A 23,432-nucleotide genomic window follows, 5' to 3' on the forward strand; every position below is an offset into this window, starting at 1 on the left:
CCTCTTATAGTTGATGCATTCGGCGCCCGCAAAACGGGCGGTTCCGTCAGCCCGCCGCCTCGACAAGCTGCAATGTGCGCCGGGCGATGTCGAGATGCAGACGCTCGACCATTTTTCCGTCGATCTGCACCACGCCCTTATCGGCGTTTTCCGGCTCGTCGAAGATCGCGATGATCCGGCGCGCGAAATCGACTTCCTCGTCGCTCGGCGCGAAAATCTCGTTCACCGGCGCGATCTGGCTCGGGTGAATGAGCATTTTCCCGTCGAAGCCGAAATCGCGGCCTTGTTCCGCCTCGCGCCGCAGACCGTCGAGGTCGTTGAAGTCATTGTAGATGCCGTCGATGATCTCGATGTTGTGGACCCGCGCCGCCAGCACGCCGGCCGAAAGCCAGGAAAGCAGCGCCTGGCGTCCCGGCGTGAGGCGCGCGCGCGTCGATTTGGCGATGTCATTGGGGCCAAGGATCATGACTTCCATGCGCGACGCCGGATCGTCGGCGGCGCTGGCGATTTTTTCGATGTCGAGCACCGCTCGCGGGGTCTCGATCATCGCCCAAAGACGCGTCTCTCGCGGCGCGCCGGCGGCGACGAGGTCGGCGGCCGCCTTCAAAATCTCGTCGCGAGAATTGACCTTCGGAATGACGATGGCGTCCGGCCCGAGCGGGGCGATCGCGGACATGTCGGGCCTGTACCATTCCGAGCCGCGGGCGTTGACCCGCACGACTAGCTGGCGGGCGCCGTAGCCGCCCCCCGCGACCGCCGCCGCGACCTGCTCGCGGGCCGTCGCCTTGGCGGATTCCGCCACCCCGTCTTCGAGTTCGAACATCAAGACGTCGGCCGAAAGCGTCTTGCCTTTCTCCAGCGCTCGGGCGTTCGAGCCCGGCATCGCCAGCACGCTGCGCTTCAGTCGCGAAATCATTCAAAACTCCGATGGCGAGACAATTTGGCTCTCTTGACCCCGCCGCGTGATCTACACAATAACCGCGGGGTCCGCCATCCGCCCCAGGCTATGCGCAGGAAGGAACGTTAAATGGCCGATCACGAGCCGTCGTCGGGCGCGACCGGTCTGCCGGAAGCGCTCATGGAAGGCTATGAATCCTTCATCAGCGGGCGCTTTCTCGCCGACCACGAGCGATTCGAGGAATTGGCGGTCAAGGGGCAGACGCCCAAAACAATGGTCATCAGCTGCTGCGACTCGCGAGTCGCGCCCGAGGCGATTTTCAACGCCAGGCCCGGCGAACTTTTCGTGCTGAGAAACGTTGCGGCGCTGATTCCGCCTTACGAGCCGGACGATCATCATCACGGGTCGTCGGCGGCGCTCGAATATGCCGTGATGGCCTTGAAAGTTTCTGACATCGTCGTGCTCGGCCATGGCCAGTGCGGCGGAGTCCGGGCCTATGCCCAAATCGCCGCCGACCCCGATACGCCCCGGCTGAGCCACAGCGACTTCATCGGCGACTGGATCAAAATGCTTGCCCCTGCCGCCGATCGTCTTGGCGTCGCGCCCAATCCCAAGGACAGTGTCTATGTCGAGCGCCTGGAATTCGAGGCGGTGAAAGAGACGCTGCGCAATCTGCGCACCTTTCCGATGGTCCAGGTGCTCGAACATCACCGCCATCTGCGGCTGCATGGCGCGTTGTTCCGGATCATGGACGGGCGTCTGTTCCTCCTCGACGAATCGACTGGCGCGTTCGAACCGGTCTGCGAAACGGCCTATGCGGCCGCTTTCGCCGAGGCGCGCTTTTGACGGCGGACGCATTGGACGCGCGCAACGTTCCGTTTATCGCCGGTCTCCATGACCTCGCCGAGAGCTATGACGCGATCCTTTGCGACGGCTGGGGGGTGCTGATCGACGGCAGGCGCCATTTCCCGCAAGCCGCCGAGGCGCTCAGGCGCTTTCGCGCGAAGGGCGGAACCGTCGTGCTGATCACCAACGCGTCGCGCCCGGACGACGAGGTCCGCCGCCAGCTCCTCGGCCTCGGCGTTCCGCAGGATTGTTTCGACGACCTGGCGTCTGCGGGAGAGCTCGCGCTGCGTGAAATCGTCGCGCGCAAGGGGCAGGCGGTCTATCACCTCGGGCCGGCGCGCGACGACGGTCTGTTCCGCGAGGCGGCGCGCCGGCTTGGCGCGCCGGTCATGCGCGTCGGGCCGGACGCCGCCGATTACGTGGTCTGCACCGGCCTGTTGAACGAGCACAACGAAACGCCGGCGGATTACGACGAACTCCTGGCGCGGCTGAAGGCGCGCGATCTGACGATGCTTTGCGCCAATCCCGACATCGTCGTCGCGATCGGCAATGATCTCGTCTATTGCGCCGGCGCCCTGGCGGAGCGCTACGCGGCGATTGGCGGCCGCGTCCTGACCTTTGGCAAGCCCCATGCGCCGATCTACGCCGCGGCCATGGAACGGGTTAAGAATCTGCGCGGCGCGATCGACGCGTCGCGGATTCTGGCGATCGGCGACGGCGCCCTCACCGATCTCGTCGGCGCCGGCCGCGCCGGGCTCGATTTCCTCTTCATCATGCATGGGGTGCATCGCGACGAGCTGCATCCGGAGGGCGGCGCGCTGGACGAAGCGGCGCTCGAATCGCTCTTTACGCGCGCCGGCGCGCGTCCCAAGGCTTTGGCTCGCGAGCTTTTCTGGTAAAAGGGGCTGCGCGGACCTTTTCCCAAGGTCGCGATCAGCGACGAACTTCCGGTGCTTCCATGTCGACGCCGTTCAAAATCTATTATTTCGAGGATCTGAGCGTTGGCATGCGCGAGACGCTGATGAAGGCGGTTATGGACGACGACGTGATCGCCTTCGCCGATCTTTCCGGCGACCGCAATCCGATTCATCTCTCCGATCACTTCGCGTCGAAGACGCGGTTCGGCGAGCGCATCGTTCACGGACTCTATACTGCGTCGCTGATTTCGACGGTCATCGGCATGTATCTGCCTGGTCCAGGCGCCGTCTATCTGTCGCAGACCTTGAACTTCCGCGCGCCGGTGAAGATCGGCGACGTGATCACCGTCATCGTCGAGGTCGTGGAGCTGATCGAGAAAGGCCGTCGCGCCAAGCTCAAATGCGAGTGCCTCGTCGACGGCAAGGTGGTGCTCGACGGCGAGGCCTTCGTCATGGTGCCGAGCCGCGAACAAATCATCCGCGCCGCGGCGCCAGCGCCATTGGAGGAAAAGCCGGCCTCGGCTTGAATATCCGGCGCGCGCCTTGACCACATCCTTCATCGTCGCGCGCGACCCGCAAGCGCCGCCGCCGGGCCTGGAAGGCGCCGTCGCGGCGATCGGCAATTTCGACGGTCTGCATCGGGGCCATCGCGGCGTCATCGCCCGCGCCCAGGCGCTCGCCGCAAGGCTCTCGCGCCCCTGCATTCTCCTGACCTTCGAGCCGCATCCGGCGGATGTCTTCGCCGGCGAGACGGTGATTTTCCGGCTCACGCCGCCGGACGCCAAGGCGGCGCAGGCGGCGCGCCTCGGTCTCGACGGCATGATCGTGCTCACCTTCGACAAGGAGTTCGCGCAAAGCCCGGCGCGAATCTTCACCGAGAAAATCCTGCATGAGCGCTTGCGGCTTTCGGCGGTGGTCGCCGGCTATGACTTCCGCTTCGGCGCCGGCCGCGAGGGCGGGCCGGAATTTTTGCGCGCGGAGGGCGAGCGGCTCGGGATGATCGTCGAAATCGTCGACCGCATCACCCAGGACGAAGCGGGAAGCCTCGACGCCGTCTCCTCGACGGCGACGCGCGAAGCCCTTGAGCGGGGCGATGCGGCGCTGGCGCGGCGTCTTCTTGGCCATCCCTATTTCATTCGCGGCGTCGTGCGTCACGGCGACAAGCGCGGCCGCGAACTCGGCTTTCCCACCGCCAATATCGCGCTCGATCCCGCCAACCGGCTCAAACACGGCATCTACGCCGTGACGATCGACGTCGATGGCGAGCGCCACCATGGCGTCGCGAGCTTCGGCCGGCGGCCGACCTTCGACAATGGCGCGCCGCTGCTCGAAGTCTTCGTCTTCGATTTCGACGGCGATCTTTACGGAAAGGAGGTCGAAGTCGCCTTCCATGGCTTCATTCGCCCCGAAGCGAAATTCGACAGCGTCGAGGCGCTCGTCGAAAGAATGCGAGTCGACGTGGATGAAGCGCGAATCCTATTGGCCGAGAGCGGCGCGTCGATCCAAGGCGCCTAATCTGTTGCCATAATTTGCGCGCGATCTAGCTTGGAGACATCATCCCGACAGGAGGGAAGCGCCATGGACGAAGAGCCCAAGGGACGGGTCGAAATCATCTTGCCGGGCGAGGAGACCGACGCCTCGCGCATCTGGGTCGCGACCGGGCGCGCCGGCAGGGTCAAGATCGTCAGGCTCTCGCCCTGGCAAAGCCTGATGGTCACCGCAGCGCTGCTGCTGTTTCTATTTATCGGCTTCACGCTGCTGTCGGGGGCGTTTCTGGTCTTGCTCGTCATCGCCGTGGTGGCGGGCGGCTTCGCCTATCTCGCCGGGCTGCTGGGGCTGAAGCGGCTGCGCTAGTCGGCCTCTTTTCCTGCCAGGTTTGCGCTGCTATTGAGGATCGGATGCCTTTCCTGATCGCCATTCGAATTACCGTCCCGGGCCGCGCTCGGAGCTAGACGCTCGCGCAGGTCCGGGTTCGGCGCGATTGGCGCTCTTCCTAGAATTCCTCTAATCAGCGCGGCGACGGCGGCGCTCATGGCGCGCTGCAGCGCCCGAGGCGGTTTTCACGACGATGAACGACGACAGCCCCAAGGGGCCGGATTATTCCAAGAGCCTCTATCTGCCGGTCACGGATTTTCCGATGCGCGCCGGCCTGCCCCAGCGCGAGCCGGAACTGCTCAAGCGCTGGGAGGCGATCGGGCTAGAGAAGAAAATGCGCGAAGCGGGCGCAGGCCGCCCGAAATTCACGCTGCATGACGGACCGCCCTACGCCAATGGCAACATCCATATCGGCCATGCGCTGAATAAAATCCTCAAGGATCTGGTGACGCGCAGCCAGCGCATGACCGGCAAGGACTGCGTCTATGTGCCGGGCTGGGACTGCCACGGCCTGCCGATCGAATGGAAGATCGAGGAGGAAAATTACCGCGCCAAGGGCAAGCAGAAGCCGGATTTCTCGCATCCCGAAGCGATGATCGCCTTCCGCCGCGAGTGCCGCGCCTATGCCGAACATTGGCTTAAGGTGCAGCGCGAGGAGTTCAAGCGCTTAGGGGTAGCTGGCGAATGGGACCATCCCTATTCGACCATGGCCTATCCGGCGGAAGCGACGATCGCCCGCGAGATCATGAAATTCGCCGCCAACGGCCTGCTCTATCGCGGTTCGAAGCCGGTGATGTGGAGCGTCGTCGAAAAGACCGCGCTCGCCGAGGCTGAAGTCGAATATGAGGATTATGCGAGCGATCAGGTGTGGGTGGCGTTTCCGATCCCGCGCGGCGCTGAGGGAGAGCTGAGCGACGCGCGCGTCCTCATCTGGACGACGACGCCCTGGACGCTGCCCGGCAATCGCGCGATCTCCTTCTCGTCGAAGATCGATTACGGACTCTATCGCGTCACCCATGCGCCCGACGGCAATTGGGCGTTGCCTGGCGCGACCTTCATTCTTGCCGACAAGCTGGCGAGCGACGCGTTCAAGGCGGCGAAGGTCGACGGCTATGAGCGGCTGCGCAATGTGCCCGCCGCGACCCTCGCCGAACTGATCTGCGCCCATCCGCTCGCGCATCTTGGGTATGATTTCGATGTGCCGCTGTTTGACGGCGAGCATGTCACCGACGATACCGGCACGGGCTTCGTGCATACCGCGCCGGGGCACGGCCGCGAGGACTTCGACATCTGGATGGCGAGCGCGCGCGAATTGCAGGCGCGCGGCATCGATACGCGCATTCCCTATACAGTCGACGAGGACGGCTTTTATACCAAGGACGCGCCGGGCTTTGAGGGCAAGCGCGTCATCACCGACAAGGGCGATAAGGGCGACGCCAATGAAGCGGTGATGGCGGCGCTGGTTCAAGCCGGCAATCTGGTCGCGCGCGGAAAATTGAAACATCAATATCCGCATTCCTGGCGTTCGAAGAAACCGGTGATTTTCCGCAACACGCCGCAATGGTTCATCGCGATGGATAAACCCATCGCGTCCGGGTTCATCGCGACGGACTCCCCGGTCTCTCAGTCGAACCCTCATCCTGAGGAGGCGCGCAGCGCCGTCTCGAAGGACGAGGGTTCGGCGGCCGCATCCTTCGAGACGCGTGCTTTGCACGCTCCTCAGGATGAGGCTCGTGGTAATCGACCGACGCTGCGCGAGATCGCGCTTGAAGAAATCTCGCGCACGACATGGACGCCAGCAGCCGGTGAGAACCGCATTCGTGGCATGATCGCCAATCGCCCCGATTGGGTCGTCTCGCGCCAGCGCGCCTGGGGCGTGCCGATCGCGGTCTTCGTCAAGAAGGGAACGCATGAGCCCCTGGTCGACGCGCGCGTCAATGCCCGCATCATCGCAGCCTTCGAGAAGGAAGGCGCCGACGCCTGGTATGAGGCGAACGCCGCCGAACGCTTTCTGTCTCCCGATTACAACGCGGCGGATTACGAGAAAATCGCCGACGTTCTCGATGTCTGGTTCGATTCAGGCTCGACCCACGCCTTCACGCTCGAAGACCCAGTTCATTTCCCGATGCTCGCCGGCATCAGTCGCAGGCGCGACGGCGGCGAAGATGAGATCATGTATCTTGAGGGCTCCGATCAGCATCGCGGCTGGTTTCATTCCTCGCTCCTGGAATCCTGCGGCACGCGCGGCCGCGCGCCTTACGACGCCGTGCTGACGCATGGCTTCGTGCTCGACGAGCGCGGGCGCAAAATGTCGAAGTCGCTCGGCAATGTCGTCGCCCCGCAAAAAATCATCGCCGATTCCGGCGCCGACATCATGCGGCTCTGGGTCGCCGCGTCGGATTACGCCGACGATCTTCGCGTCGGGCCGGAAATCCTCAAAACCTTCGTCGAGCTTTATCGCAAGCTGCGCAACACGCTGCGCTGGATGCTGGGAACGCTCGCGCATTACGAGGCGGGCGACGATTCGGCGCTCGAACACGCCTCTGAACTCGAGCGGTTCATGCTGCATCGGCTTGTCGAAATGGATGCGCAGATTCGCACGGCCTATGCGGCCTATGATTACAAGAAAGTCGTGGCGCTCCTCACGCCCTTCATGACCAGCGACCTCTCGGCCTTCTATTTCGACGTGCGCAAGGACGCGCTCTATTGCGATCCGCCGTCGAGCGTCAAACGCAAGGCGACGCTCGCAGTGATCGAGCGCATCTTTCGTTGCGTCACGACATGGCTCGCGCCAATCCTCGTCTTTACCGCCGAGGAGGCGTGGCTCGCGCGCTATGAGGGCGCGGTTTCGGCGCATGTCGAGACCTTCCCGGACATCCCCTCGCATTGGCGCGACGAGGCGCTCGCGAAGAAATGGGAGGGCGTGCGCGCGATCCGCTCCGTCGTCACCGGCGCTCTCGAAATCGAGCGCGCGCAAAAGCGCATCGGCTCGTCGCTCGAGGCGGCGCCACTCGTTTATGTCGCCGACGGCCATCTGCGCGCAGCGCTCGACGGCGTCGATTTTGCCGAAATCTGCATCGTCTCCGATATTGCGATCGAGGCCGGCGAAGGGCCCGCCGACGCGTTTCGGCTGCCGGAGGTGAAGGGCGTCGCGGTGGTTCCGCAACGCGCGGCCGGCGTCAAATGCGCGCGTTCGTGGAAATATTTCGATCCCGTGACGGCGGATCGCGATTATCCCGAGGTGACGCCGCGCGACGCGCAGGCGTTGCGCGAACTCGCCGCGCTCGGTCGCTGGGGCGGAGCAGGCTCTTAAGTGAACGTCCTCCTCGCCTTTCTCGCCAACACGATCGTCAATTTCGTCATCGGCCTGACGGTGGCGAAATTTCTCGGCCCCGAGGAATACGGTCGTTTCGCGCTCGCCTTCTCCATCGCGGTCGTCGTGCAGACGGGGCTCTATGATTGGCTGCGCCTGTCGGCGACGCGCTTTTATTCCAAGCGCACGCGCGACAAGGAGCCGGTCGTGCGCTCGACTCTCGACGCCTCCTTCATCGCCGTCACGGTTTTCCTCGGAACCGCGACGGGAATTTACGCGCTGATCGGTCCGCCGCTCGATTTCGAAACCAATCTTATTTTGCTCGCGCTGCTGACCGCGGTCGCCAATGGCCTCTTCGACTATTGCACCGCGCTGGTGCGCGCGCGCTTTCACGACCGCGCCTATGTGCGGCTGATGCTGGCTAAAAATGCGCTGGCGCTTGTTCTGATCGGCGGCGGCGCCTTTATCTTTCAGTCCGCCGCCGTCGCCCTTGCCGGCGGCGTCGCCAGCCTGTTCGGTACGGTCATTCTCGGGCGCGGCGCCCTGCTTGATCCCGGCGCCGACATCCGCGCCGCCTCGAGCCAGAACGCGCGCGCGCTCGCGGCCTATAGCGCGCCAATTGTCACGGCGCATCTTCTCTATCAGGCGATGCCGCTCGCGGCGCGCTCCATCGTCGCCAGCGTGTTCGGCTTCGCCGAGACCGGCCAGTTCGCGCTGGCTTACGATCTTGGCCTGCGCGCGGTGCAGGCGCTTGGCTCCGCGCTCGACGTGCTGTTGTTTCAGATCGCCGTCGCCGCGCATGAGCGACATGGCGCCGACCGCGCGAAGGAGCAGGTCGCGCGCAACTTGGGAATCGTCGTCGCCTTTCTATTGCCGGCCTGCGCCGGACTCTGGTTCATCATGCCCTCGATCGAAGCGCTGATCGTGCCGGCGCAATATCGCGGCCCGTTCGGCCATTATCTCGGCCTGCTGCTGCCGGGACTGTTCGCGATGGGCGTCATGCTGTTTGGCGTCAATCCGGTGTTTCAGATCGAGAAGAAGACGGCGCCGCTGATTGTCGCGGCGCTCGCCGCGGTCGTCTTTGGCCTCGCGCTGCTGTTTATCCTGCCGTGGGGCGAGGACGCTTCCAATCTCGCCATCGCCCAGGGCGGCGCCTATGTCGCGGCGCTTGTCGCGACGGTCTATTTCGCGCTGCGCACGCAGCCGGTGTGGCCGTCATTCTGGGACATGTTCGCCGCGCTTGTGGCGACCGGCGCGATGTCCCTCGCGCTAACGCCGCTGCGTGAGATGACGCCCGGCCTTCTCACGCTGATCACGCAAATCCTGGTCGGCGCCTGCGTCTACGGGCTGCTGACCGTCGCCTTCGACATTGCCGGGATGGGCGATCTCGTCGCGACTTGGCTCGGCCGCCGCTTCGTCCGCCCGTGACGCGGCGGATCGGCGTCGCCATATGTTAGGCTTGCGATCGAAGGGAGCGAGCCGATGGTGATGCCGATTTATGACGACGCGCCGCTGCGCTATCTGCGGCGGCCGATCGTGAATTGGACGCTGATCGCGCTTAACGTCATCGTCTTCTTCATCGTGCAGAGCGAATTATTCGGAGATCCGCTGACAGTGATACGCGGCTTCGCGATCATCCCGCGCGTGCTCTTCGGCGAAGCCGAACTCGCCGACTGGATCGTCGGGCCGCCGGCGGCGGCGACGCTCGTCACCGCACTGTTCTTTCATTCGTCGCTGGTGCATCTCGGCTCCAACATGCTGTTCCTTTATGTCTTCGGCGACAATGTCGAAGACGCGATGGGGTCGCTCCATTATCTATTGTTCTATCTGTCCTGCGGCGTCGCTTCGGGCGTGTTCTATATCTACGCCACGCCGCATTCGATCACGCCGCTCGTTGGCGCGTCGGGCGCGATTTCGGGCGTTTGCGCCGCCTTTCTGCTGCTTCATCCGCGCGCGACCGTCGCCGGAATTTTTCCGCCGCTCTCCTTGGCGCTCGCGCCGATCTGGCTCGGCGCGTGGCTGTCGGGCACGCGCCTGAAGTCAGTTCTGGGGTTGCGTGCGCCGCTCTTCTCCTTCGTCGCCTCCGGCTGGCTGTTCGTCGGCGCCTGGATTTTGATGCAGCTCATCAACGCCTCGATGGGCGAGGGCGGCGCGATCGCCTGGATGGCGCATGTCGGCGGCATCGCCGCAGGGCTCGTGCTGACGCCGTTGTTCAAGCGCCGCCGGCACCGGCTTTTCGACCGCGGCGGCCCGCTCGCCTCCGCGCCGGAGCCGCGGGACGCCGGAGAGGATGCGCCGTGACCCCGTGGTTTGACTCGCAGGCGCGCCCCCGCTACCAGACCGCGCAACGGCTTTAGCCGAAGTGGAGCGCCCGCAGACGGCGCTCCTATGCCGTCTCGCCAAAGGGTCAAGGAAGACCAAGGGGTCGCGCGATGAAGATTCTCGTGCCCGTCAAACGGGTCGTCGATTATAACGTCAAGATCAGGGTTAAGGCGGACGGGTCCGGCGTCGATCTCGCCAATGTGAAAATGTCGATGAACCCTTTCGACGAGATCGCCGTCGAAGAGGCGCTGCGGCTCAAAGAAGCCGGCAAGGCGACGGAAGTGGTGGTGGTCACGATCGGCCCCGCCAAGGGCGACGAGACCTTGCGCACCGGCCTCGCCATGGGCGCCGACCGCGGCATTCTGGTCAAGACGGATGAGACCGTCGAGCCGCTCGCGGTCGCCAAAATCCTCGCCAAGATCGTCGCCGAGGAACAGCCGCAGCTCGTGATCATGGGCAAGCAGGCGATCGACGACGACTGCAATCAGACCGGCCAGATGCTCGCCGCGCTGCTCGGCTGGGGCCAGGGCACTTTCGCTTCGAAGGTCGAGATAACGGGCGGCGCCGTCGACGTGACTCGCGAAATCGACGGCGGTCTGCAGACCGTCAGCCTGAAACTGCCGGCGGTCGTCACCACCGATCTACGTTTGAACGAGCCGCGCTACGCCTCGCTGCCCAATATCATCAAGGCGAAGAAGAAAGAGGTCGCGGTGAAGTCGCCCGCCGACTATGGCGTCGATATTTCGCCGCGTCTCGAAGTGGTGAAGACGTCGGAGCCGGCGAAGCGCAAGGCCGGCGTCAAGGTCGGCTCGGTCGTCGAACTCGTCGGCAAGCTCAAGGAAGCGGGAGTGATTTGAAAATGACGATTCTGCTCCTCGCCGAAACCGCCAACGGCGCGCTGGCGCCGGCCACCGCCAAGGCGCTCACCGCCGCCAAGGAGATCGGCGGCCCCGTTCACATTCTCGTCGCCGGGCCCGGGCTGAAGGGCGCCGCCGAAGAGGCGGCGAAGCTCGCCGGCGTCGACAAGGTCCTCTACGCCGAAGACGCTTCGCTCGATCATGTTCTCGCTGAGACGGTCGCGGCGCTGATCGTCTCGCTCGCCGGCTCCTATGACGTGATTATCGCGCCGTCGACCTCGGCGACGAAGAATGTGCTGCCGCGGGTCGCGGCGCTGCTCGACGTGATGCAGGTCTCGGACATCATCAAGGTCGTGTCGGCCGATACGTTCGAGCGGCCGATCTATGCGGGCAACGCCGTCCAGACCGTGCGGGCCAAGGACGCCAAGAAGGTGATCACCGTTCGCACCACCGCCTTTGCGGCGGCGCCCGAGGGCGGTTCGGCGCCGGTCGAAGCGATCGCCGCGTCGGCCGACCCTGGCGTTTCCGCCTTCAAGCGCGAGGAGCTGGCGAAATCGGAGCGTCCCGAACTCACCTCGGCGCGGGTCGTTCTATCGGGGGGCCGCGCCCTCGGCTCGGCGGAGAATTTTCAGAAGGTTCTCGATCCCGTCGCGACGCGGCTCAACGCCGCGATCGGCGCCTCGCGAGCCGCCGTCGACGCCGGCTATGCGCCCAATGATCTGCAGGTCGGCCAGACCGGAAAGGCGGTGGCGCCCGATCTTTATATCGCCGCCGGCATTTCCGGCGCGATCCAGCATCTCGCGGGCATGAAGGATTCGAAAGTGATCGTCGCGATCAACAAGGATGAGGAGGCGCCAATCTTTCAGGTCGCCGACTACGGCCTTGTCGCCGATCTTTTCACGGCTTTGCCTGAACTCGACGCGGAGCTGGCGAAACTCGGTCGTTGAGTGAAAAACGCCGCGGCAACGGCTGCGGTGGCCGGCGCGGCGGGCGCGAAATTGGCGGCGCGCTAAGCTTCCAGGGCTCGGTTCGCAAAAAAACGGCACCGGGCTTTTCGCATGGAACGGACTCTAAACTTTTGAGATCGATAACGTTATCTGCATTTGGGCGATTGCGCCCTTAGGCGGCGTGATCTATCCCTCCGCAGTTGCTTTTTGTTTGTTTTCCTTGCAGAGGAACGCAAGTTATATTGCACTGCGGCACGCCTCAGCGCGGCGCGTCGCTTGTGTCCGGCGCTGGCTTGGCTGACGGTGGTCAAAACATGGGCTTCGAGATTCGCAAGATCGGCGTCATCGGCGCGGGCCAGATGGGAAAGGGGATCGCGCATGTCTGCGCGCTCTCCGGCTATGAAGTCGCCCTGAACGACATTTCGCAGGAGCGCATCGACGCTGGCGTCGCCGACGTCGCCGCCCAGATGCGCCGCGCCGCCGAGCGCGGCCAGCTCGACGCCGCCAAGATCGAGCCAGCGCTCGCGCGGATTAGCGGCGCGCCGAAAATCGCCGATTTCGCCGATTCCGACATCGTCATCGAGGCGGCGACCGAAGTCGAGGAGGTCAAGCGAAAGATCCTCGCCGATCTCGCCAAGGTCACGAAATCGGACGCGATCATCGCCTCCAACACGTCGTCGATTTCGATCACGCGTCTGGCGTCGGTGACCGGCCGGCCCGAGCGCTTCATCGGCATTCATTTTATGAATCCGGTGCCGCGCATGCAGCTTGTCGAACTTATTCGCGGCATCGCCACGGATGACGCGACATTCGAGGACGCCAAGGGGTTCATCGCCAAGCTCGGCAAGACGGTCTCGGTTTCGGAGGACTTTCCCGCCTTCATCGTCAACCGCATCCTGCTGCCGATGATCAATGAAGCGGTCTATACGCTTTACGAAGGCGTCGGCTCGGTCGAGGCGATCGACACGGCGATGAAGCTCGGCGCCAATCATCCGATGGGGCCGCTGCAGCTCGCCGATTTCATCGGCCTCGACACTTGTCTGTCGGTCATGCAGGTGCTGCACGAGGGCCTGGCGGATTCGAAATACCGCCCCTGCCCGCTGCTGGTAAAATATGTCGAAGCCGGCTGGCTCGGCAAAAAGACCCAGCGCGGCTTCTATGATTATCGCAGCGGCACGCCGGTCCCGACGCGTTAACGTGGCGGAGGCGATCCGCGCTTAGTGGCCGCCCTGGCCCGCGCCGCGCGCCGCCTCGAACAGGAACCAGGTCCGCTTTTCGGTCTCATCGACATAGACTTCAAGCAGACTGGCCGTGGCGATGTCGTCATTGTCGTCGCACAGCTTATGCGCATTGCGCATCGATTCCGCCATCGCTTTATTGTCTTCCAGCAATTCGGAAAGCATGTCGTAGGGCGAGACGAAGTCTGCATTATTGTCCCTGATGCGCGACAGCTTCGAAATATGGCCGATCGAACGCAGCGTCGGTTGACCGAGCTTGCGGACGCGCTCGGCCAGCGGGTCGACGGTGGCGTAAATCTGGCTCGCCTGCTCGTCGAGCAGCAGATGGTAGTCGCGAAAATGCGGCCCACTCATATGCCAGTGGAAATTCTTGGTCTTGAGATAAAGCGCCAGGGCGTCGGCGACGAGCCTGTTGATTTCGGCCGCGATCTTCGACGTCGACTGCTTTTCGAGATCGGTCGGCGTATGGAGCGCCGAAGGATCTGTGTCGCGGCGAATTTGCGTCTTTGCTTTCTGCATATACGGGCCTCCTTGCGACCTGGCATCAGGTTGAAGCTGGGGGGAGCCGTTCCTTAGCTAGATCGCGCGCCTTGGCGGACCAGATGAAAAATAGAGCAGGGCAGAGAGATTCAGCGGCGACGTTGAGCTTCGCTCGGAAGCGGCGAGATCAGATCGGGGCGCCGCGCGCGGGTGAGCGCCAACGCTTGCTCGTGACGCCAATTCGCAATTTTGGCGTGATCGCCGGAGAGCAGCGTGTCGGGAATCCCGCGTCCCTCGAAATCGCGCGGCCGCGTGTAATGCGGATATTCGAGCAGTCCGGATTCGAAGCTCTCTTCGACGCTTGACGCTTCTTCGCCCATCACGCCGGGGATCAGCCGCACGCAGGCGTCGATGAGCGCCAGCGCGGCGATCTCGCCGCCCGACAGCACGAAATCGCCGATCGAGATTTCTTCGAGCGCGCGTGCGTCGATGATGCGCTCGTCGACGCCTTCGAAACGCGCGCAAAGAATAATGGCGCCGGGGCCTTGCGCGAGTTCGCGGGCGCGCGCTTGCGTCAGCGGCTTGCCGCGTGGCGACATCAGCAGGCGCGGTCGCCGATCGTCGGAAGGCGCAGCCGCGTCGATCGCCGCCGCCAGCACGTCGGCGCGCATCACCATGCCGGGACCGCCGCCGGCCGGCGTGTCGTCGACGGCGCGGTGACGCCCGAGACCATGCTCGCGAATCTGTTTGGTCTCGAGCGCCCAAACGCCGCGCGAAAGCGCGTCGCCCGCGAGCGACAGCCCAAGCGGACCCGGAAACATTTCGGGAAAGAGGGTCAGCACCGTCGCGTGGAACATTGGGCGGTTATGCCATGACGATACGCGCGCGTCACCGACGCCTCAGCACGCCTTCGGAAGAGCGTATTCCTTGACCACCGCCGCTATTCATGGTTCGCATCGCGCCTCATTTCTTGGACATTGGGGCGCGGAGCGACTGAGGCCAACACCCATGCACGATACCGCGTATGAGATTGGAAGGCTGTTTTTCGAGGCTTACGGGCGATCCGATCAGCTGATTGTTGAATTTGGGTCCTGCGACGTCAACGGCAGCTTGCGCGACTTCTGTCCTGAGGGCGCAGCCTATCTTGGCCTCGACATCGGCAAGGGCCCCAGCGTCGATATTTTTCTCGACGAGGGAAAACCTATCCCCTTGCGAGACGAATTCGCCGACATCGTCGTCTCGAGCTCGGTCCTGGAGCACGATCGCTTCTTCTGGGATTCATTCTTGGAGATGGCGCGCGTTCTGAAACCCGGCGGAATTCTTTACCTTAACGTTCCTTCGAACGGCTATTTTCATCGCTACCCCGCGGATTGCTGGCGCTTTTACCCTGACAGCGGCAAGGCGCTCGAAGCGCTGGCGCGAACGCGCGGCTACCCCTTCACTTTGGTCGAATGCTTCATCGCCGAGCGCAAAAGCGACGTGTGGAACGATTTCGTCGCGATCTATGCGAAGGCCGACGAGGCTGGCGTAACCGCGCCCAAATTCCTGAGCGATAGCGTGCCTTGCAGCAATGTCATTCGACTGGGGGTCGAGGAGGTCGACAGGTTTCGCCCCGAAAGCGAGGACATGATCCAGGTCGCTAAGCTCAAGCAAGAGAGCGCAGCGCTCGCGGCCGCGCTTGCGGAAGAGACGTCGCGAGCGCAGACGGCCGCCGCGACCCTTCAGGCCAGCCATCTGGCCGAAATCGCCGCGAAGGACGCAATCATCGCGCAATTGACGCAGCGCCTCGAAGCGCCAGGTCGGACCGAGAAAAATGTCGAGGGTTCCTGACCGCGGACGATGACTGGCGCGCGTCAACCCTCCTCGATCGCATCGGCCTCTTCCGGCGGCTCGATGACGATGCGCCCTCCGCTTACGCTCACTGCCGGAACGACCGCTTTGGTAAAGGGGAACATTAGGGTTTCCCCGCCCCGGACGGGCGCGACCTCCAAGATGTCCCCCGCGCCGAAATTGCGAACCGCAATTACGACGCCGATTTCAACCCCCTCGCGCGTCTCCGCCCGCAGGCCGACGAGGTCAGTCAGGTAGAATTCGTCTTCGTCTTCAGGCGCGGGAAGCCTTTCGCGGGCGATATAAAGCTCGACGCCCGTCAGCCGCTCCGCGCCTGGGCGGTCGTCGACACCTTCGACCTTGGCGACCAGCATGTCCTTGCTCTGCGGACGCACGGAGAGCAGCTTGAACTTCCGCGCGCCGATTTTGTCGGTAAGGCCGTCATAGCGCGCGATCGCCAGCGGATCGCTCGTATAGCTTTGCAGCCGGATTTCCCCGCGCACGCCATGCGGCGCGCCAAAGCGCCCGAGCAGCACGAGCCGGCTCACCGCGCGATAACCCTCTCCCAAAGCGAGAAAGTTGCGCGAACAGATCGTCTCATATGACATCCGTTGGAACGGCTCGGATGTCATTCCCGACGCGCGCGCAAAGCGCGCGATCGGGAATCCAGAGCAAAACCAGCATTCTTGAATTGGCTCTGGATTCCCGGTCAGGCCTTCGGCCTGCCGGGAATGACAATGTCCAAGCGAAGGGATCAGCTGGAATGCGTCCCACCTGAAAACCCACCTACGCCGCCGGCGCTTCCGCGGCCTTGCCGGCGGCTTCGGCTGCGGCGGCGGCGCGCTCCTGGGCCTTCTTCTTGGGCTGCGCCTTCTGGGGATTGTTGCGCGTCTCGCGCTTCATCAGGCCAAGACCGTCGAGGAGGCGCGCGACGCGATCGGTCGGCTGGGCGCCCTTAACCAGCCAGGCCTTCGCCTTTTCAGCGTCGAGCACCAGACGGTCGGCGGCGTCCTTCTCCTTCAAGGGATCGAAATAACCGATTTTCTCGATATAGCGGCCGTCGCGCGGCGAGCGGGAGTCGGCGACGACGACGCGGTAGAAGGGGCGCTTCTTGGCGCCGCCGCGGGCGAGGCGAATTTTGAGTGACATGTTCTCTTTCCTGTTTGGTTTGCCTGTTTGGTTTTTCGTGTCGGGGCAGTCGGACTGCCGCTACTTCTTCTTCCCGAACGGGTTGAGCCCGCTCAGCAATCCGCCGCCGAGTCCCGGCAGGCTCGGCTTGCTTAAAAGATCGGGCGGCGGCGCGGCCGGAATGCCGCCGGGCGCGCCTTTCGGCTGCTGGACGCCGAGTTTCTCCTGCAGCTTCTGCAGCTCTTCCTGGGAGGGCATCTGCATGCCGGGGCCGAGCCCCATCATCTGCGCCGCCTTGCCCATCATCCCGCCGCGCTTGCCGGCGCCGAAGGATTTCATCAGATCGGCCATCTGCCGATGCTGCTTTAGGAGTTTGTTGATCTCCTCGACCTTGACGCCGGAGCCGGCCGCAATGCGCTTCTTGCGCGAGGCTTTCAGCAGGTCGGGATTGCGCCGCTCCTTGGGCGTCATCGAGAGAATGATGGCGCGCTGGCGCCTGACCATTTTGTCATCGAAACCCGACGCGGCGATCTGGTCCTTCATCTTGGCGACGCCGGGGAGGAGACCCATGATGCCGCCCAAGCCGCCGATTTTCTCGACCTGGGAGAGCTGATCGCAGAGGTCCTGCAGATCGAACTTGCCCTTGGCCATCCGCTCGGCGGCCTTGCGGGCCTGTTCGGCGTCGATCGCGGCGGCGGCCTTTTCGACCAGCGCGACGATGTCGCCCATGCCGAGAATGCGATTGGCGATGCGCGTCGGCGAGAATTCGTCGAGCGCGTCCATCTTCTCGCCGACGCCGATGAGCTTGATCGGCTTGCCGGTGACATAGCGCATGGAGAGCGCCGCGCCGCCACGGCCATCGCCGTCCATACGCGTCAATACAATGCCGGTCAGGCCGACGCGCTCGTCGAAGTTTCTGGCGAGATTGACCGCGTCCTGGCCGGTCAGCGCGTCGGCGACAAGCAGGATTTCATGCGGCTTGGCGGAGGTCTTGATCTCCGCCATTTCCTGCATCAGCGGCTCGTCGATATGCGTGCGTCCGGCGGTGTCGAGCAGCACCACGTCGTAACCCTGCAGCCGGGCGGCGTCCATCGCCCGCTTGGCGATCTGCACCGGCGTCTGGCCGGCGATGATCGGCAGCGTGTCGACCTCGACCTGGCGGCCCAGCACGGCGAGCTGTTCCTGCGCGGCCGGACGCTTCACGTCGAGCGAGGCCATCAGCGTGCGCTTGCCGTAGCGCTCCTTCAAGCGCTTGGCGATTTTGGCGGCGGTCGTGGTTTTGCCGGCGCCCTGCAAGCCGACCATCATGATCGCGACCGGCGGCGTGGCGGCGAGGTCGATCGGCTGAGCGTCCTGGCCGAGCGTCTCGATCAGCACGTCATTGACGATTTTGACCACCATCTGGCCGGGCGTCACCGATTTGACGACGCCGGCACCGACCGCCCGGTCGCGGACCTTGTCGGCGAAGGAGCGCACCACGTCGAGGGCGACGTCGGCTTCGAGCAGCGCACGGCGGATTTCGCGCAGCGCCTCATTGACGTCGGCTTCTGAAAGCGCGCCGCGCCGCGTCAGTTTGTCGAAAATGCCGGAGAGCTTATCGGAAAGGCTCTCGAACATGTGCGTCTCCTAAGGGAGAGCGAGTCGTGAGATGGTGAGTAGCGAGTAGGGGACGAGCCAACTACTCACTATCCGCAATCTTACTACTCACTCGCCAAAGCCTATCGCGCCCGGGGGCGCGACGCGCTGCCGGGCGTTGGCCTGCCGCCTCTCGGACGGCTCGGCTGGGATCAGTTTCTCTTTCGAGATGTGCTGGGGCTTTTAAATTCCCGGCTGGCGCGAGTCAACCGAATCTCCCCGCTGCGAACTCACGCCAGCTATTCCGAAAGTCATGGCGTCGACAGGCGGCGTTATAAAAAGAAAAGCGAAAGACGCGGCATCGTTGCGGCGAGCTTTTGGGGCGGCGGGGCGAGCGCTCTATCGCAAATGCCCGACGAGCGTCCAGGCGCCGAGAAAAACGATCATCACGACGCAAAGCGCCGACAGGACGATGAGGATCGCCTTATTGGCGGCGCGCTGACCGTTTTCTCTCATTCGCGCCGTTCTCCGGCTAACGGCTCTGTCACGCGCCGAAGAAGAACACGCGCAGATAGTTGGTATATCCGCCTTCCCAAGCCATCATCGCCATCAGCACCAGAACCGCCAATGGCGGCATCAGAATCGCGACGACGAGCGCGAGCCGCTCCCACGCCATATGCATGAAGACCGCGACGATCAATCCCGCCTTCAACAGCATGAACACGACGATCAAGGTCCAGCGCAGCAGGCCGTGAAAATCGAAATAATCGACGAGATAAGAGCAGGCGCTGAGCACGAAGAGCAGCGTCCATACGAGAAGATAGAGCTTGATCGGATGCTGCTGGCCATGCGCCTGCGCCGCGGGCGGCGCCGCGTGCGCGAGAGGGGCATGGGCATGGGCATGCGTCGTATCATCCGTCATCGCCGTCATTCTTTTTCCCCTGTCGGAAGCTTTACCAAAGATAGAAGAACGCAAAGATGAAGACCCAGACGAGATCCACGAAGTGCCAATATAGCCCCATGATCTCGACGATCTCGTAACGGCCCTTGCGGCTCGTGAAAAAGCCGGGGCGTCCGACGTCATAATCGCCGCGCCAGACGGCGCGCGCAATGATCAGCAGGAACAGCACCCCGACCGACACGTGGAAACCGTGAAAGCCGGTGATCATGAAGAAGCTCGACCCGAACTGCGCCGCGCCGAACGGATTGCCCCACGGCCGAACGCCTTCGTGAATGAGCTTCGACCATTCGAAGGCCTGCATGCCGACGAAGGCGGCGCCGAAAAAGGCGGTCACCAGCATCAGTATCGCGGCCTTCCTGCGCTCGCGCGCATAGGCGAAGTTCACGGCCATCGCCATCGTGCCCGAACTGGTGATGAGGTCGAAGGTCATGATGGCGATGAGGATGAGCGGAATCTTCTTGCCGCCGATGTCGAGGGCGAAGATTTCGCTTGGATGCGGCCATTCCACTGTCGTGGACATGCGCACCGTCATGTAGGAGATGAGAAAGCAGCTGAAAACGAAGGTGTCGCTGACGAGGAAAATCCACATCATCGCCTTGCCCCAGGAGGCGCTCTTGAACGAGCGCTGATCCGAGGACCAGTCCGCCATTACGCCGAGCACGCGGCTCCGCAGGGTTTCTTCAGTCGTTACATGCTCAGTCGTTACATGTTCCGCCGTCATGGCGCATTCCCTCTTACGAAAGCAGACGCCGGCAGATGACGCCAAATCCATCGGTCCAGCCGATCAGCATGGCGAACATCAGCAGCCAGACGAACAGCAGAAAATGCCAGTAAATGGCGCAAAGCTCGACGCTTGTCGTGAGCGCGCCGGTGACGCGCCCCGCGCCGCGAACCTTGTCGGTGGTTCGCGCCAGCGCCACGAGTCCGCCGACCAGATGCAGCGCATGCGCGCCGGTCAGCAGAAAGAAGAAGGCGTTTGCGGCGTTGCTCGATGCGAAGAAACGCAATTCGATGAGTTCGCGCCACGCCCAGATCTGGCCGATGATGAACAGGCCCGCCGTCGCGGCGCCGATGAGCAGGGTAGTCTTGACCCGCTCGAATTCGCCGCGACGGGCGGCGATGACTGCAAACTGCAGCGCGACGCTGCTCGCCGCAAGAATGGCGGTGTTGAACCAGAGAACGCCCGGGATCGGCGGCATCTGCCAATCCGGGGCGTCGCCGCGCATATAAAACGCTGCGGCGAGCAAAGAGAACAGACAGCCGGCGACGGCGAGAAAAATGGCGAGCGCGACTCTTCCTGCCGGCGGCGGCTCGGTCGCGGCGCCGCCGTGATGATGCGCGACTTCGCCTTCCTCGAGCCAATGCGCCGCGAACACGCCCTGGCGCGCCAGCCACAGAATCGCGAAGGAGAAGATCGCGATGAAGAAGAGCCCCATCACGCTCATGGCGAATGTTCTCCACTCATCGGCGGCGCGTTTTGCGGCAGGAAATCTTCGGGCGCGCCGGGAACGCTATAGGCATAGGGCCAGCGATAGACCACCGGCAGATGCTTGCCCCAATTGCCGTGACCCGGCGGCGTCTCGGGAGTCTGCCATTCCAGCGACGCCGCGCGCCACGGATTGCCGCCGGCCGGCGCGCCATATTTCAGGCTCCTGAACAGATTGTAGAAAAAGATCGACTGAGCGAAGCCCACCGCCAGAGCGATGATCGTGATGACGATGTTGAGCGTCGCCGCCGAAGGCGGAACGAACGCCGTTTCGCCCATTTCATAGAAGCGCCGGGGCATGCCGAGCACCCCGAGATAGTGCATCGGAAAGAAGATCGCATAGGCGCCAAGGAAGGTGATCCAGAAGTGGATCTTGCCCAGCCGCTCGTCCATCATCCGGCCGGTGATTTTGGGATACCAATGATAGATCGCGCCGAAAATCACCAGCACCGGCGCGATGCCCATCACCATGTGGAAATGCGCGACGACGAACAGCGTCGCCGACAGCGGCACGTCGACGATGACATTGCCGAGATAAAGGCCGGTGATGCCGCCATTGACGAAGGTGACGAGGAAGCCGAGCGCGAACAGCATCGGCGTCGTGAAGTGGATGTCCGCGTGCCAGAGGGTCAGCACCCAGTTGTAAACCTTCAGCGCCGTCGGCACCGCGATCGCGAGCGTCGTCACCGCGAAGAAAAACCCGAACCAGGGGTCCATGCCGCTGACATACATATGATGGCCCCAGACCACCATGCTGAGCACGCCGATCGCGATGATCGCCCAGACCATCATCCGATAGCCGAAAATATTCTTGCGCGCGTGCACGCTGATGAGATCGGACACGACGCCGAAGGCCGGCAGCGCGACGATATAGACTTCCGGATGGCCGAAGAACCAGAACAGATGCTGGAACAGGATCGGGCTGCCGCCGACATAGTCCTTGCGCTCGCCGAGTTCGACGAGCGCCGGCATGAAGAAGCTGGTGCCGAGCGTGCGGTCGAGCAGCAGCATCACGCAGGCGACGAAGAGGCCGGGAAAGGCGAGAAGCGCCATCACCGCGGCGGCGAAGATTCCCCAGACCGTGAGCGGCATGCGCATCAGCGTCATGCCTCTTGTGCGCGCCTGCAGGACGGTCACGACATAGTTCAACCCGCCCATCGTGAAGCCGACGATGAAGAGGATCAGGGAGACGAGCATCAGAATGATGCCGTAATCATAGCCGGGCGTGCCGGTCAGGATCGATTGCGGCGGATAGAGAGTCCAGCCGGCCCCGGTCGGTCCGCCGGGCACGAAATAGCTCGAGACCAGAACCAGGGTCGCCATCAGGTAGACCCAGTAGCTGAGCATGTTGACGTAAGGGAACACCATGTCCCGCGCGCCGACCATCAGCGGAATGAGATAATTGCCGAAGCCGCCAAGGAAGATGGCGGTGAGCATGTAGACGACCATGATCATGCCATGCATGGTCACCGACTGATAATAGACTTGGGCGTCGATGAAGGGGATCGCGCCGGGGAAGGCGAGCTGCAGGCGGATCACCCATGACAGAACCAAGGCCAATATGCCGACGGCGATGGCCGTGCCGGCGTATTGAATCGCGATGACCTTCGCGTCCTGGCAGAACACATATTTCGTGATCCAGCTGTGCGCGTGATAAAGTTCGACGTCTTCCACTTCCGCCGGCGGCGGCGCGACGTTCTGTGGTACGCTGGCGTCGGTCATCTAACGATCCTCCTTTCGCCCCGATCGCGCTCTCGGCGATTGATTGGCCTCCGCCGCAGCGGGGCCCTTTCGGCGGCGATGAATGTCAAAGCGGCGCGACGACTGAATTTCGAGAATGTCATTGCGCCGAGGCCCGCTTGTCCTGGCTTGCGGCGCTCTTGCGCGACTGCTCGAACGTCTGTTGCGCGATTTGCCACGCCTCGAAGTCGGCTTCCGATTCGACGATCAGCTTGCCGCGCATCTGCGGGTGCCCTGTGCCGCAATAGGCGGCGCAGAGTATTTCATATTCGCCGATCTTGGTCGGCGTGAACCAAAAATATGTGACGATGCCCGGCACAAGGTCCATTTTCGCCCTGATTTCGGGGACGTAGAAGTCGTGCAGCACGTCGATCGAGCGCAGCAGGACCTTGACCGGCTTGCCCAGCGGCAGGTGCAATTCGCCGCTCGTCACCAGCAGATCGTCCTGCCCCTTGGGATCGGCGGGGCTCAGGCCGAGGGAATTGGTCGTATCGATATAGCGAACGTCGCTCGAGCCAAGCTGATGGTCGAGGCCGGCGAGGCGAAAGCTCCAGTTCCACTGGACTCCCACCGCTTCGACTTCCATCGCGTCCTTGGGCACGGTGATGAACTGGCCCCAGACCAGCAGGCCGGGGGCGAGAAGAATGACGACGGCGATCGTCGTGACGATTCCAAGCCAGGCTTCGAGCTTCTGATTCTCGGGCTCATAGGCGGCGCGCCGGCCCGGCGCATGGCGGAAGCGGTAGAGGCAATAGGCCATGAATAAAATAACCGCGACGAAACCTGCGCCGGTCACCAGAAAGGTGAGACCCATCGTGTCGTCGATGAAGCCCCAATTCGACGCGATCGGCGTCATCCGCCAGGGACTCAACACATGGAACAGGATTGAGCCGGCCACCACCAGGACCATAACGATAGCGATAGACATGCGCTGTTTGACCTCGCCGCAAGTTGGGCCGACCGCCCTATATAGACCGGCCCTCCGCTTTGCGTCAAAGTGACGCGCGACGGTTCGATCT

Annotated in this window: 23 protein-coding genes; 12 read left to right on the top strand and 11 right to left on the bottom strand. The window is 63.4% G+C overall.

The window, feature by feature from the left end:
* Window positions 1–46: 46 nt before the first annotated feature.
* Complete coding sequence (locus tag U1E20_RS15485; RefSeq protein ID WP_409981521.1) at window positions 47–916, bottom strand: HpcH/HpaI aldolase/citrate lyase family protein; 870 nt, start codon at window positions 914–916, stop codon at window positions 47–49.
* A gap of 111 nt (window positions 917–1,027) precedes the next feature.
* Here U1E20_RS15485 and U1E20_RS15490 point away from each other — a divergent pair, with 111 nt between their 5' ends.
* The 11 genes from U1E20_RS15490 to U1E20_RS15540 all read left to right on the top strand — a co-directional run bounded on the left by U1E20_RS15490 (window position 1,028) and on the right by U1E20_RS15540 (window position 13,171).
* Window positions 1,028–1,744: a carbonic anhydrase gene (locus tag U1E20_RS15490; protein WP_409981522.1), complete on the top strand. Its 717-nt coding sequence runs from the start codon at window positions 1,028–1,030 to the stop codon at window positions 1,742–1,744.
* A gap of 11 nt (window positions 1,745–1,755) precedes the next feature.
* Entirely contained in the window at window positions 1,756–2,643 is an 888-nt protein-coding gene (locus U1E20_RS15495) for a TIGR01459 family HAD-type hydrolase (protein ID WP_409981523.1), read from the top strand.
* Between the two features lie 59 nt (window positions 2,644–2,702).
* Window positions 2,703–3,188: a MaoC family dehydratase gene (locus U1E20_RS15500; RefSeq protein ID WP_409981524.1), complete on the top strand. Its 486-nt coding sequence runs from the start codon at window positions 2,703–2,705 to the stop codon at window positions 3,186–3,188.
* Window positions 3,189–3,204: 16 nt separating this feature from the next.
* Window positions 3,205–4,176 (top strand): bifunctional riboflavin kinase/FAD synthetase, encoded by a 972-nt coding sequence (locus U1E20_RS15505; protein ID WP_409981525.1) that lies wholly within the window; start codon window positions 3,205–3,207, stop codon window positions 4,174–4,176.
* A gap of 63 nt (window positions 4,177–4,239) precedes the next feature.
* A complete protein-coding gene (locus U1E20_RS15510; protein WP_409981526.1) occupies window positions 4,240–4,515 on the top strand; it encodes a hypothetical protein in 276 nt (91 codons plus the stop codon).
* Between the two features lie 214 nt (window positions 4,516–4,729).
* Window positions 4,730–7,849, top strand: coding sequence for an isoleucine--tRNA ligase (gene ileS, locus U1E20_RS15515; protein WP_409981527.1), 3,120 nt, complete (start codon window positions 4,730–4,732; stop codon window positions 7,847–7,849).
* On the top strand, window positions 7,850–9,277 hold the full coding sequence (locus U1E20_RS15520) for a lipopolysaccharide biosynthesis protein (protein ID WP_409981528.1): 1,428 nt from the start codon (window positions 7,850–7,852) through the stop codon (window positions 9,275–9,277).
* Between the two features lie 54 nt (window positions 9,278–9,331).
* The gene (locus U1E20_RS15525; RefSeq protein ID WP_409981529.1) at window positions 9,332–10,150 is read left to right on the top strand and encodes a rhomboid family intramembrane serine protease; all 819 of its coding nucleotides are present in this window, start codon (window positions 9,332–9,334) and stop codon (window positions 10,148–10,150) included.
* Between the two features lie 131 nt (window positions 10,151–10,281).
* Complete coding sequence (locus U1E20_RS15530; RefSeq protein WP_409981530.1) at window positions 10,282–11,028, top strand: electron transfer flavoprotein subunit beta/FixA family protein; 747 nt, start codon at window positions 10,282–10,284, stop codon at window positions 11,026–11,028.
* Between the two features lie 2 nt (window positions 11,029–11,030).
* Window positions 11,031–11,975, top strand: coding sequence for an electron transfer flavoprotein subunit alpha/FixB family protein (locus U1E20_RS15535; protein ID WP_409981531.1), 945 nt, complete (start codon window positions 11,031–11,033; stop codon window positions 11,973–11,975).
* A gap of 314 nt (window positions 11,976–12,289) precedes the next feature.
* Window positions 12,290–13,171: a 3-hydroxybutyryl-CoA dehydrogenase gene (locus U1E20_RS15540; protein WP_409981532.1), complete on the top strand. Its 882-nt coding sequence runs from the start codon at window positions 12,290–12,292 to the stop codon at window positions 13,169–13,171.
* Window positions 13,172–13,192: 21 nt separating this feature from the next.
* Here the strand turns inward: U1E20_RS15540 and U1E20_RS15545 are convergent, their stop codons facing one another.
* On the bottom strand, window positions 13,193–13,732 hold the full coding sequence (locus U1E20_RS15545) for a Dps family protein (RefSeq protein WP_409981533.1): 540 nt from the start codon (window positions 13,730–13,732) through the stop codon (window positions 13,193–13,195).
* A gap of 110 nt (window positions 13,733–13,842) precedes the next feature.
* A complete protein-coding gene (trmD, locus tag U1E20_RS15550; RefSeq protein ID WP_409981534.1) occupies window positions 13,843–14,550 on the bottom strand; it encodes a tRNA (guanosine(37)-N1)-methyltransferase TrmD in 708 nt (235 codons plus the stop codon).
* A 151-nt stretch (window positions 14,551–14,701) separates the two neighbouring features.
* Between trmD and U1E20_RS15555 the strand changes: the two genes are divergently transcribed.
* Window positions 14,702–15,523, top strand: a complete 822-nt coding sequence (locus U1E20_RS15555; protein ID WP_409981535.1) for a methyltransferase domain-containing protein — start codon at window positions 14,702–14,704, stop codon at window positions 15,521–15,523.
* A gap of 23 nt (window positions 15,524–15,546) precedes the next feature.
* Here the strand turns inward: U1E20_RS15555 and rimM are convergent, their stop codons facing one another.
* The 8 genes from rimM to U1E20_RS15595 all read right to left on the bottom strand — a co-directional run bounded on the left by rimM (window position 15,547) and on the right by U1E20_RS15595 (window position 23,341).
* Complete coding sequence (gene rimM, locus U1E20_RS15560; RefSeq protein ID WP_409981536.1) at window positions 15,547–16,131, bottom strand: ribosome maturation factor RimM; 585 nt, start codon at window positions 16,129–16,131, stop codon at window positions 15,547–15,549.
* A gap of 178 nt (window positions 16,132–16,309) precedes the next feature.
* Window positions 16,310–16,672 carry a 30S ribosomal protein S16 gene (gene rpsP, locus U1E20_RS15565; protein ID WP_409981537.1) on the bottom strand — a complete coding sequence of 121 codons (363 nt, stop codon included), beginning with the start codon at window positions 16,670–16,672 and terminating at the stop codon, window positions 16,310–16,312.
* A 60-nt stretch (window positions 16,673–16,732) separates the two neighbouring features.
* Complete coding sequence (gene ffh, locus U1E20_RS15570) at window positions 16,733–18,268, bottom strand: signal recognition particle protein (RefSeq protein WP_409981538.1); 1,536 nt, start codon at window positions 18,266–18,268, stop codon at window positions 16,733–16,735.
* Between the two features lie 502 nt (window positions 18,269–18,770).
* On the bottom strand, window positions 18,771–19,157 hold the full coding sequence (locus tag U1E20_RS15575; protein ID WP_409981539.1) for a cytochrome C oxidase subunit IV family protein: 387 nt from the start codon (window positions 19,155–19,157) through the stop codon (window positions 18,771–18,773).
* A 22-nt stretch (window positions 19,158–19,179) separates the two neighbouring features.
* A complete protein-coding gene (locus U1E20_RS15580) occupies window positions 19,180–19,908 on the bottom strand; it encodes a heme-copper oxidase subunit III family protein (RefSeq protein WP_409981540.1) in 729 nt (242 codons plus the stop codon).
* 13 nt (window positions 19,909–19,921) lie between these two features.
* A complete protein-coding gene (locus U1E20_RS15585) occupies window positions 19,922–20,632 on the bottom strand; it encodes a cytochrome c oxidase subunit 3 (protein WP_409981541.1) in 711 nt (236 codons plus the stop codon).
* Window positions 20,629–22,395: a cbb3-type cytochrome c oxidase subunit I gene (locus U1E20_RS15590; protein WP_409981542.1), complete on the bottom strand. Its 1,767-nt coding sequence runs from the start codon at window positions 22,393–22,395 to the stop codon at window positions 20,629–20,631. The genes U1E20_RS15585 and U1E20_RS15590 overlap by 4 nt, the downstream gene beginning before the upstream one ends.
* 118 nt (window positions 22,396–22,513) lie before the next feature.
* Window positions 22,514–23,341 carry a cytochrome c oxidase subunit II gene (locus tag U1E20_RS15595; RefSeq protein ID WP_409981543.1) on the bottom strand — a complete coding sequence of 276 codons (828 nt, stop codon included), beginning with the start codon at window positions 23,339–23,341 and terminating at the stop codon, window positions 22,514–22,516.
* Window positions 23,342–23,432 lie beyond the last annotated feature (91 nt).

The sequence above is a fragment of the Methylocystis sp. genome, from assembly GCF_046349115.1.
Lineage (GTDB): Bacteria > Pseudomonadota > Alphaproteobacteria > Rhizobiales > Beijerinckiaceae > Methylocystis.

Coding starts and splice junctions, on each gene's coding strand:
- U1E20_RS15485 (WP_409981521.1), bottom strand. CDS start 916: ATGATTTCGCGACTGAAGCGCAGCGTGCTGGCGATGCCGGGCTCGAAC.
- U1E20_RS15525 (WP_409981529.1), top strand. CDS start 9,332: ATGGTGATGCCGATTTATGACGACGCGCCGCTGCGCTATCTGCGGCGG.
- ffh (WP_409981538.1), bottom strand. CDS start 18,268: ATGTTCGAGAGCCTTTCCGATAAGCTCTCCGGCATTTTCGACAAACTG.
- U1E20_RS15575 (WP_409981539.1), bottom strand. CDS start 19,157: ATGACGGCGATGACGGATGATACGACGCATGCCCATGCCCATGCCCCT.
- U1E20_RS15580 (WP_409981540.1), bottom strand. CDS start 19,908: ATGACGGCGGAACATGTAACGACTGAGCATGTAACGACTGAAGAAACC.
- U1E20_RS15530 (WP_409981530.1), top strand. CDS start 10,282: ATGAAGATTCTCGTGCCCGTCAAACGGGTCGTCGATTATAACGTCAAG.
- U1E20_RS15595 (WP_409981543.1), bottom strand. CDS start 23,341: ATGTCTATCGCTATCGTTATGGTCCTGGTGGTGGCCGGCTCAATCCTG.
- rpsP (WP_409981537.1), bottom strand. CDS start 16,672: ATGTCACTCAAAATTCGCCTCGCCCGCGGCGGCGCCAAGAAGCGCCCC.
- U1E20_RS15545 (WP_409981533.1), bottom strand. CDS start 13,732: ATGCAGAAAGCAAAGACGCAAATTCGCCGCGACACAGATCCTTCGGCG.
- trmD (WP_409981534.1), bottom strand. CDS start 14,550: ATGTTCCACGCGACGGTGCTGACCCTCTTTCCCGAAATGTTTCCGGGT.
- U1E20_RS15585 (WP_409981541.1), bottom strand. CDS start 20,632: ATGAGCGTGATGGGGCTCTTCTTCATCGCGATCTTCTCCTTCGCGATT.
- U1E20_RS15540 (WP_409981532.1), top strand. CDS start 12,290: ATGGGCTTCGAGATTCGCAAGATCGGCGTCATCGGCGCGGGCCAGATG.
- rimM (WP_409981536.1), bottom strand. CDS start 16,131: ATGTCATATGAGACGATCTGTTCGCGCAACTTTCTCGCTTTGGGAGAG.
- U1E20_RS15590 (WP_409981542.1), bottom strand. CDS start 22,395: ATGACCGACGCCAGCGTACCACAGAACGTCGCGCCGCCGCCGGCGGAA.
- U1E20_RS15490 (WP_409981522.1), top strand. CDS start 1,028: ATGGCCGATCACGAGCCGTCGTCGGGCGCGACCGGTCTGCCGGAAGCG.
- ileS (WP_409981527.1), top strand. CDS start 4,730: ATGAACGACGACAGCCCCAAGGGGCCGGATTATTCCAAGAGCCTCTAT.
- U1E20_RS15535 (WP_409981531.1), top strand. CDS start 11,031: ATGACGATTCTGCTCCTCGCCGAAACCGCCAACGGCGCGCTGGCGCCG.
- U1E20_RS15510 (WP_409981526.1), top strand. CDS start 4,240: ATGGACGAAGAGCCCAAGGGACGGGTCGAAATCATCTTGCCGGGCGAG.
- U1E20_RS15500 (WP_409981524.1), top strand. CDS start 2,703: ATGTCGACGCCGTTCAAAATCTATTATTTCGAGGATCTGAGCGTTGGC.
- U1E20_RS15555 (WP_409981535.1), top strand. CDS start 14,702: ATGCACGATACCGCGTATGAGATTGGAAGGCTGTTTTTCGAGGCTTAC.